The sequence below is a fragment of the Arthrobacter sp. TMN-50 genome (assembly GCF_054511125.1).
The window spans coordinates 1-9,415 of record NZ_JBTNDG010000026.1; the positions used below are offsets into that span (position 1 = coordinate 1).

The window sequence follows — 9,415 nt, forward strand, 5'->3', positions numbered from 1 at the left end:
CGCACCCGGGAAATTGTGGAGATAGACATTGGTTCTGATCCTGATTCTCGCCCTACGAATTAGACGGACTTGCTATGAGCCACTGGCCTCAACTCACCCTGACACGTAGGGTCCGCACCGCACGCTCACGCTAATCCTGGGGGTATCGCTTGGGCATAATCGTTATCCTTCACAAAAAAAGAAAGCGGCATCACACCCGGTACGGTTCATGGCACGTTGACATCAAATACAGCTGAGAGCACACTGTTAGCGTGACTCGCAAAGGTCCAGCCCAGCCCTGCAAAGGGCCACCGTTCAGGGGTATGCCGGACCCTCATTCCCGGAGCACTCGGTCTCCTCCGGATCGAACTAATTAAGAAGACTTAGTGTGGAGGACGAGATGTCCGCGATAACTGTCAAGGCTCTGGAATCAAAGTCATTCAACGAACCCGATGAAAAACGCCGTCCGCCTAAGACCGAAGTTGATGTGGTCAACCTCGGCGACACTACCTTAGGCAGGTTCACCTTTGAGCCCGGTTGGAAGTGGTCCGAGACCGTCAAGACCGTGGTGCATACCGAGAGCTGCCAAAATAGCCATTTGGGGTTTTGTATTGCCGGAACGCTAATAGTTGAGATGGAAGATGGGACCCGCGCCACAATTCGCGTCGGCGACGCCTATTCAATTCCCCCTGGCCATGATGCCTGGGTCGAAAACGACGAGACATTTGTGGGCTACGAGATTCTGAGCGCAGCCGCATACGCCAAACCTGCTTAGTTCCGGGGCCGAAAGCGGGGCACAGTAGATTCACTCCACCGTCTTGTTCTCGCGTGAGCCTCCGCACAAATAAGTTAAGTCTGGGCTGACAGTTAGCCCGGATTTTTCCTTCGCGATCTGGGTAACGGGCGCTTCGCCCTTTCGGGCGACCGCGATAACGTCACGGCGGAACACATCAGGAAAGGCTTTGGGCATGATAAACATCCTTCCACCAGCAAGGATCAAATCCTTACAATCAAAGTGTCAAGCAAACCTTCAGCAGTCACTCGCTCTGTGTGCGGTGATCCGCGAACACCTGTGACCTTAGGGGTCTCCGCTGGCCGTCGGGTTGAGGAGCGTAAACTGAGAACTCGCAATCCAAGACAAGACGGGCCCGACGTGAATGCTTCTGGTGACGATGGTCGTTCGACTAAGAGGAAATCTCTCAGAGGTGTCGGATGGGTGGCCGCCGCGTCGGCGGCTTCGACAACGTTGGTGTTCGTTCCGATACTTGTCCGCAGCCCTTCCACAACACAAGCAGTTCCGCCCGGCTGGCTAGTCGCCCTAATTCTGGCTGCACCCTTGTCCGCTTACCTGGTTAGCCGCCTCAAGGCTATTGCCCTGAGTATCTCGTTGGCTTTGTTGAGCGGGTTACCCCAGGTGCCTCTGATGGTTGTGCTGTCGACGGCGGCAATCTGGCTTGACGTGCAGCGCGGCCATCTGATGGCCGGATCCGGCGAGGAAGCGATGTCCTACGGAATAGGGACAGCCGTTGCGTTCGCCGTTGGGATCCTCCTGCTGATCGTGGTGGCCGCCGGCACCAGATTGGGCGCCCGACCCCGAGGGACAAAGAAGATGCTCCGTCGGCCCATGGCTGGGTAACGCTACCGAACCGACAGGCAAAACAGCCAGATCTAGCACCAGTAAAGACGCAGTTGCTCGCTGATGGATTCGAAAGACACTGAAGTGGCGTCCAACTGGTCCCGCAAAGAAGTCGGTCGGTCGTGGCTTTTTGGGGTGGCTGCCGTTTTGCTTCGGCCGGGCAGCTCGTGGCTGGGTACTTGTACCTGGTCAGCGGTCTCGTCGCCCCGGGCTGGGCAGTCGTACTGCTCCTTTTGTGGTGGCTGCTTCTCGCATTCATCGGCGTGCGGTTGGCGCTTCGCAGGTCCTTTTGGGTGCTTCTTGTCCCTGTTATAGCTGTAGCCATGTGGGTCGGGGCGATGTGGGTCGGCGGGGCAGTTTTCGGCTGGACGGCCTAAGCGGGGCCTCATACTTCATGGGCTCCCGCTTACCCGGGGCAGGGGCGGACAGCGGTGAAGAACATCAAACTGGAATGCCGTAAATGATGGCTGCTACACCATTCGCATCGGTCCGAAGAGTGCCTACAGGCCGCGCAGCCATGTAGGGTCTAGGGTCAGGCCGTATCGACCGCAGAGTGCTGTCGCAGATGACGTGGAACTGGAGTCACTGCTTTCGGTTGGATTCCACCAGAGTGCAACCGGCACCCGGGGAATCATTTCATTCGTGACGCGGTCGATGATTACTTGCGTCTGGCGCACTCCGAGATCCTCCCTGATGAGAAGAAGGACAGCGGGCCGGGTTCTGGAAACGGGCCAATGACTGGGAAGCAGGCAGGGAAGGCTGAGCGTGTCGGCTGCTCTCGGCGTTGTCGGCGCAGGAACAGGAGCAGCGGCCTGTTGTATGCGTGTGCCGTAGCCTATCAGGGACCGGACGAGCAGAAGTCCAACTGCCGGTGCGGTCTTCAGGCCTGCCCGGCATCCTGGGCTTCATGTGTGTACCAGTGCTTGCCTGATCAGAGGTGTTTAGCCGACTGATTCTGCAGTGCGACGACGGATAACGTAAGCACTGCCGGCCAAAGCGATGAGGGTCAATCCGCCAGCGATGGCGAATGTACCGGTACCGGTGCCGGTTTCTTGGGCGACGCCGGTGTCAGCGCCACCTGTGGGCATTTCCATCTGTCCGGCGGCCAGGGTTCCGCAGAGTGCCGGCGAGGTTGCTGCCAGCGGCAGTTGGGGGGCGATGTCAGACGGGGCTGCCGCGGCGGCCGGGCTGAGCGTTGCCGGGTCAAGGCCGTGGACAACGACGACGGCGGTGCCGGCTTCGAGGGCTGCCTTGGTCTCAGCATTCAGTTCGAACGTACGGTCAATCGTGTAAGCGGCCCCCTTGCCGGCGAGGTTGATGTCAGCGGCGGCTGCGGGGCTGGTGTCACCGCTGGTGGAGAGGGTGGTGAGGACGCCGCCGTAGAACGGGGCTCCTTCGGTGGTGGAGACTACCTCGTCACCGTCCTTGTCGGCCGAAGGATCCGGACAGGTACCCTGCGCTCCACCGTGGATGTGCTGGACGTGCGGGTAGGGCATGTCCATGAATGTCGCGGGCATACCCGAAACGTTCAGCAGGACATGAGCCTCATTGCCCGTGACGGTAACTTCGATGGTGGCTGCACCGGAGCTGCCGTTGAGCTGGCCCAGGGTGGCCTGGTAGGACTGGTCAGCGGCCATGGCCGGCGATCCAGAAAGGGCAAGTGCGCCCATAGCGAGGGTAGGTACTGCCATAAAGCTAAGTGTCTTGTTCATTGGAATATCTCCTCATACGCGTGCGCCGGGTGGTGTCTCCAAGGAAGCGACACCAGTAGTTCCAAGCAGACCGCCCCACGAGCGGGTGAGGATGTGTGCTATATCACAGTCTAGGAGTCGAAGGCAAAAGCACAACCCCAAAAGGTTATCTATCTTCGGGGGGCGTTGCGGCCCATAGTGCAGACGGACTGTCCCGGACTCGATCGCTACAGAGGTGCTCTCGCAGCGTCTACCCCTGGCTCCTCGGCATGCTCGTCGCGCGCACTGATCAGCAGGCCCAGCGCCGCACCTACCACGCACACGATCGCGGTGATCAGAAAAATCTCGGCGTACTGCATGGCGTAGGCTTCGCGGACCCGCTCTGCCTCGGCTAGCAAGCGCTCCTCGAGTGTGCCGCCCGTACTGGCAGGCATTCTGGCTAGATGCTGGTTGAACCGGTAGAGGCCCCATGCGCTCAGCGCCGCGATGCCGAGCAACATGCCGATCATGCGGGCGACCACGATCGCTGCCGACCCGATTCCGTGTTGGGCGGCGGGAACCACCCGAAGCGTCGCCGACGTCAGCGGACCGATCACCAGGCCGAGGCCCAGACCGGCGATCGCGAGGTCGGTGTCCAATGTCGGCAGGGTGAACAGTCCGAAATTGTGTTGTGTGGCCAGCACATCGACGGACCATTTCGAGATCAACAGATACCCCCCGGCCGCGGTGAGCAGGCCGGTGAACGCGACGATCCGGTCGCCGATCCGGGTGGCCAACCATCCGCCGAGCAGCGCCCCAACCGGCAGCGCGACGAGGAAGCGCAGCAGCAGGAAAGCGGCCTGGTTCTGGTCCCGGCCCAGGACTCCCTGACCAAACAGCTCAACGTTGACCAGCGTCACCATGAGCGCTGCGCCAGCGGCCATCGAGGCGCCAAGTGCCGCAAGGAAAGGTCTGACGTGCAGTTCGGCCGGTTCGAGCAGCCGGGTGCGGGCGAACCTCTCCCAGACGAAGAACGCGACGGCTGCGCCGGCGGCAGCGATCAACATTGGCATTCCCCAGCTGGGCAGCACCACCTTGCCGTCGGGCTTGGGGTTGTAGAGCCCAATCACGATCAAACCCAGGGTGATCGCCAGCAGCAGACCTCCGATCACGTCGACCTCCTGTGGGTCATCGGTTTCCTGCCTGCCGGGCAGGCTGAAGTGGATCATCACCATCGCGATCACCGCAAGCGGCACGTTGACCCAGAAAATGGCCTGCCAATGCTGGAACAAACCGACGAGAGCGATGCCGTACACCGGCCCGAGCACGCTGCCCAGTTCCTGCACGGCTCCGACACCGCCAAGTACAGCTGCACGATTGCGCGCAACCCACAGTTCGGCGGCCAGGGCCATCGTCACCGGCAGCAGTGCTCCACTGGCGGCGCCCTGGAGAGTTCGGCCGAGGACCAACACGGTGAGATCGGCGGACAGCGCCGTAACCACGGATCCAAGCGCAAAGCCGGCCAAACTGATCTGAATCAGCATCTTCCGTCCGAACCGGTCCGATGCACGACCCAGGAGCGGCATCGCCGCGATGTAGCCGAGCAGGTAGCCGGTGATGATCGGGGTTACCCGTTGGAGCTGATTCACTCCAATGCCGACGTCGCGCATGATGTCGGTCATGATCGTGACGACCACGTAGGTGTCCAGCGCTCCCAGCGCCACCGCAAGACTGGCTGCGCTGATCGCGATGCGGCGATTGGTCGGCACCCTCCCGGCTGCCGGGAGCGGGCCCCGGCTCACATTGCCGGATCGTCGATCGTGACCGGTTCACCCCATTTGGAGAAGGTCATTGTGACGATGTTGCCGGGGCTGGGCACCAACCGGACCTGCATCAGCTCGCGATTGCCTTCCTCGGAGATCCAGGCGGTGCCAGGCACGGGTTCCGTCGCTCCGATTTGCGGATAGATTTCGTTGACCGCGTCGGCGGCGACGGTGCCAGTGATGCGTGCCGAGTTCACGCCCTCGACGGTCTCGTCGCCGTCGATCGTGGCGTCGGAGAAGCTGGCGAGCACATTGGCCAGGCCCGCGTCGGGGTCCAGGATCGTCGCAGCGTCGTAGACATCGGATGCCGGCCCGAAGTTGGTCAGGCTGCTTCCCGGCGTTATGGCAGCCCAGAGATCGCCGCCGAAAACCACGAACGCGACCTCTTTGAGCTGCTGGCCAAGGTACATCATGTCGAGTGTGCCCTCGGCGGCGACCGCGGGAGTCTGAGTGAGATCGCTCTCGATGAACTCAACCGGCAACCCGGCGATCTCGCCTTCAACCGTGAGCTCGAGATGCGCGCTGGTCTGCCCTTTAGTGGTCTCGCTCGACTCTTGGAGTATGGCGGCGGGGTCGGGGGGATCCTCCGCCGCTGGGCCGCTGCACCCTGAAACAAGGGGGACGACGGCGACGAGGGACGCGAAAATCGTCACCAGGCGGGTCTGCATGGATACACTGGACATGGCGGAATTATACACGACACGATCAAATCGCGCGTTGTAGGTCGACGAGACCCGCGATATCGAAGTCGAAGGTGACAACAACACCATTACCTATCAGTCCGAGAATCTCGTGGTGGAGACCGAAGGAAACAACACCGTCACTGCCGGTTAGAGGACTGAACGCAATCCACCACTGAGGCCGCTTACTAGTGTTCCGTGTTAATGGTTTGTTTGCGTTTCATTTTGCCTAGGAGGTGCTCCGCTGATTTGGTCCAGGTGAATGGTTTGGCGTCTTGGTTGTAGTTTTCGATGTAGCGTTCCATGGTGTCTTCGAGGTTCTTGATCGAGCTGAAGTCCCCGCGTTTGAGGCATTGGCGGGTGATGATCCCGAAGAAGATCTCCACCATGTTCAGCCAGGAACAGCTGGTCGGGGTGAAATGTATGCTCACCCGCGGGTTGTCCGCCAGCCAGTCCAACACGTTCTGGTGCTTATGAGTCGCATAGTTATCGCAGATGACATGCAACTCAACACCGGGGTGGGCGTTCGCGACCCGGCCCAGGAAATCGACGAACTCGATGTTGGTGTGCTTTTGGTAGAAAGCGTTCGCGCTGAGTTTGCCGGTGAGCACCTCGAGGGCTGCGAACAAGGTGGTGGTGCCGTGGCGTTTGTAGTCGTGGGTCTGCTGCAGCGGGTGGGTCGGGGACAACGGCTGGTTCGCACCGGTGCGGGACAGGGCCTGGATCTGGGTCTTCTCATCAATGCTGACGACCACCGCGTTTTCCGGCGGGGACAGATACAGGCCCACAATATCCCGGAGCTTGGGCTCCAGGGCAGGGTCGGTGGAGAACTTGAACGTCTCAATCCGGTGCGGCTGGATCTTCCAACGGCGCCAGATCCGGGCCACGGAAGAAAAAGACACCCCGTGGCGTTCGGCCATGATGCGGGCGGACCAGTGCGAGATCCCCAGCTCAACCGGCGGGATCCCGTCGTTGGATAAGGTGTCGGCGATCAGGGCGAGCTCGTCGATTTCCCGCTCCCGGCCAGGGCGCCGGACATCGGACAGGGCCTCGATCCCGCCCTCGGCATAACGGTTGCGCCACTTCAAAACGGTGGGCGCCGAAAACCCGGTCATCTTCTCGATCTGAAAATTCGGCACCCCGTCGGCAGCCAACAAAACCGTCCGCGCCCGCAAAGCCACCGTCGCGGTCGATGCCTTCCCACGAGTCAACGCCTCCAAGGCGCCTCTGTCCCCGTCACGCAATACCAATGCCCCTGCCAGATAAACCATGAATCAAGTCTGACAAACAATCAGACCCAAAGGAACCAACGACACGCTACACTAGGTTTCGTCGCCTGTAGGGATGAAACTGTCGTCGAGGAGGCAGAGGAAGAAGGCCCCGCCGCTGTGACCGCCATCCTTGGGGAACCGGTGACGTTGCAGACCGAGGTACAGGAAGTTGTGGGGTCCGGCGTCTTCACCGTCGGCGACGGTGACACTCTCATTCTCGGAACCGGGATGACCGGCGACCTCGAGAGGGCGATGAAGTCCAGATCACCGGCGAAGTGCGCAACTTCATCAGCACTGACATCGAATCGGAGGGCTTCGATTTCGACGAGGATGAGGCCGACTACGTCGTCGATTGCGATCGCAAAGCGCTTGGCATCACCCGCCAGACTTTGTGCAGGCATGTATTCTCCACCGGAGAACTCCGTTCCGACGGCTTCAAGCCTCCTTGACAGCAGAAAAAGGTGAACTTTCGTCCCTCACAATCCAGTGATTCCCAGCACCATGAGTGCGACGACGCCTACCGCTACCGCCGCCACAATCACTACCAGCCGCTGCGAGGCACGCAGAAACGTGAAGCACGCCGCCGCTGGAACTAGAATTCCAGCGGCGGCGCCGCCAATGAGCAGGGCCGTATAACCGGACGCATTCCGGTATCCCTGGGTGAGCCCAGGCCTGATGATTCGACGTAAAGCGCGAGTATGCAGCCGAGGGAGACGAGCCCGCCGACGACGGCCAAAACGATGCAGGATCCAACAACGAGCGGGGAAGGTCGTCGCCCACCAGCGGTGTTGCCCTGCTGACTCATCGCACCCTAATGGAGTCACACGAGGAGATGGCGCGGCCATTGTCAAGCGTGCCGCTGAGGCACAACTGAGCGCTATCCGCTGCCAAACCCAGTTCCTGCGTTGCTACATGCACTATCTGGTCGAGCAGGCCGTCTCCATTAACGTCTTCGCCCCTTGCTTCGGTCTCACGGGCCTTCGCATTCCCCGGACCCACCCGGAGGGTTGTCGGAGCAACGGTCATCGCATCGTACGTTTCAGAAGACAGCAGCGCGATCGGTGTAACGCCCTTGGAGCGGAGATTGATGGGATTAACGCTGCTACCTGGTATGACATCGGTCGGTACCCACGCCAGGTCCTGGAAATCGGTTGCACCGCGGTTATCGGTAACGACAAGCGAGATGGTGCGCTCCTGATCGGTCCTCAAAGGAATGGTAATTGTTTCCCCCTGAAGCACTTCATCCGTCTCAGCCGTCGAGATGTACCAGTCAAACCCGGTGACGGTCCCGTCAGTATCCGTCGAGCCTGACGCATCAAGTACTAGAGAATCTCCCTCAACACGCGGAGTGATGACCCCGGCCGGTGCTGCGTTTTGTTGTTCCTGCTGATAGATAGACAAAGTAACCGGCTCGCCATCGCCGGGCACGTCAAGGCCGAGCAACTCAACGGTCCATTCGCCGATCTCCGGGGCGGCCACCTCGACATGCTCGTACGTCGACCCGGTTTCCCTGGTCACCCCGGCTATCTCAGTGGACCGGTCGAAACGCTGCCCGGAAGGGGAAATGAGACTGAGGGAGACATCGCTTCCGGGCCAGCCGGTCACCAGGCTGATGAACTCCTTCGCCGAACCGACCACGAAGCTGTAACTAACCGTCTGCTGAGGCAGCACGGTAAAAGTCTCAAAATCACTGTTGTCGAGCTCGCTGAGGACAGTTTCAGAGATTGCCTGCTGTCCTTCAACTGTGGGATGTATCCGACCATCCGACAAAAGGGGGAAGATCCATTCCTCATCACCGGAACACAGCTCATGGCCATCAAAGCTGGGGTTGGGATTGGCGAAGAGGAACCCGCTGCGGCGTGCGTTCTCTTCGATGATGTTATTGAGCTCGTCGATCTTCTCGACCATCCACCGCTGGTCAACCTTCTTTATGCCCTCACAACGACCACCGGGCAGGAAGGTGCGGTCGCCTCCGGAAGCGGGGTAGAAGTGTGGATAACCAACGGCCGCAACTGTCGCCGTCGGAGCCGCGCGCCGGATATCTCGGTAAGGGGTCACGTACGGGGTGATGTCGGAAGGTGCGGCCGTCTGACCATCCAACCGTTCCATAGCTTCGCGGACCGGGGTGAGGACTTTGATGGCCTTGTTCTTTGCCTTGTCGGTGAGTTCCAGCATTTCGAGAACAGCCATCCCGCGAACCTTGCGTTCCCGGGTGCCGACTCCGGCGATTTTGAGCGGCAGGATGACGTTCTCGAGCACCGTTGCGTTGGGGGTGAGGAAGAACTGCTGGAACACGAAGCCGAAGTCCTCGTTGCGGAGCCGGCTGACCTGCTTCACACTGAGTTCGTCGGCGTCC

8 protein-coding genes and 1 pseudogene are annotated in these 9,415 nt (G+C 60.5%); 3 read left to right on the forward strand and 6 right to left on the reverse strand.

Features of this window, described 5'->3' with window-relative positions; genetic code table 11:
• Positions 1–379 precede the first annotated feature (379 nt).
• Positions 380–754 (forward strand): cupin domain-containing protein, encoded by a 375-nt coding sequence (locus ACX80A_RS14965; protein ID WP_459260568.1) that lies wholly within the window; start codon positions 380–382, stop codon positions 752–754.
• A gap of 30 nt (positions 755–784) precedes the next feature.
• Here the strand turns inward: ACX80A_RS14965 and ACX80A_RS14970 are convergent, their stop codons facing one another.
• Positions 785–949 (reverse strand): hypothetical protein, encoded by a 165-nt coding sequence (locus ACX80A_RS14970; RefSeq protein ID WP_459260569.1) that lies wholly within the window; start codon positions 947–949, stop codon positions 785–787.
• A 366-nt stretch (positions 950–1,315) separates the two neighbouring features.
• On the opposite strand from ACX80A_RS14970, the gene ACX80A_RS14975 reads away from it, so the two are divergent.
• Complete coding sequence (locus tag ACX80A_RS14975) at positions 1,316–1,615, forward strand: hypothetical protein (protein ID WP_459260562.1); 300 nt, start codon at positions 1,316–1,318, stop codon at positions 1,613–1,615.
• Between the two features lie 941 nt (positions 1,616–2,556).
• Here the strand turns inward: ACX80A_RS14975 and ACX80A_RS14980 are convergent.
• The 4 genes from ACX80A_RS14980 to ACX80A_RS14995 form a co-directional block, all read right to left on the reverse strand.
• Entirely contained in the window at positions 2,557–3,306 is a 750-nt protein-coding gene (locus ACX80A_RS14980; RefSeq protein ID WP_459260563.1) for a hypothetical protein, read from the reverse strand.
• Positions 3,307–3,533: 227 nt separating this feature from the next.
• The gene (locus tag ACX80A_RS14985; protein WP_459260564.1) at positions 3,534–5,054 is read right to left on the reverse strand and encodes an MFS transporter; all 1,521 of its coding nucleotides are present in this window, start codon (positions 5,052–5,054) and stop codon (positions 3,534–3,536) included.
• 29 nt (positions 5,055–5,083) lie between these two features.
• Positions 5,084–5,791, reverse strand: coding sequence for an LppX_LprAFG lipoprotein (locus tag ACX80A_RS14990; RefSeq protein ID WP_459260565.1), 708 nt, complete (start codon positions 5,789–5,791; stop codon positions 5,084–5,086).
• A 185-nt stretch (positions 5,792–5,976) separates the two neighbouring features.
• Entirely contained in the window at positions 5,977–7,059 is a 1,083-nt protein-coding gene (locus tag ACX80A_RS14995) for an IS630 family transposase (RefSeq protein ID WP_459260566.1), read from the reverse strand.
• Between the two features lie 275 nt (positions 7,060–7,334).
• Here ACX80A_RS14995 and ACX80A_RS15000 point away from each other — a divergent pair, with 275 nt between their 5' ends.
• Positions 7,335–7,508, forward strand: a complete 174-nt coding sequence (locus tag ACX80A_RS15000) for a hypothetical protein (protein ID WP_459260567.1) — start codon at positions 7,335–7,337, stop codon at positions 7,506–7,508.
• 1,690 nt (positions 7,509–9,198) lie between these two features.
• On the opposite strand, the pseudogene ACX80A_RS15005 reads toward ACX80A_RS15000, so the two are convergent.
• A pseudogene (locus tag ACX80A_RS15005) lies at positions 9,199–9,415 on the reverse strand (ABC transporter ATP-binding protein); the annotation flags it as partial.

Coding starts and splice junctions, on each gene's coding strand:
- ACX80A_RS14990 (WP_459260565.1), bottom strand. CDS start 5,791: ATGTCCAGTGTATCCATGCAGACCCGCCTGGTGACGATTTTCGCGTCC.
- ACX80A_RS14970 (WP_459260569.1), bottom strand. CDS start 949: ATGCCCAAAGCCTTTCCTGATGTGTTCCGCCGTGACGTTATCGCGGTC.
- ACX80A_RS14980 (WP_459260563.1), bottom strand. CDS start 3,306: ATGGCAGTACCTACCCTCGCTATGGGCGCACTTGCCCTTTCTGGATCG.
- ACX80A_RS14995 (WP_459260566.1), bottom strand. CDS start 7,059: ATGGTTTATCTGGCAGGGGCATTGGTATTGCGTGACGGGGACAGAGGC.
- ACX80A_RS14965 (WP_459260568.1), top strand. CDS start 380: ATGTCCGCGATAACTGTCAAGGCTCTGGAATCAAAGTCATTCAACGAA.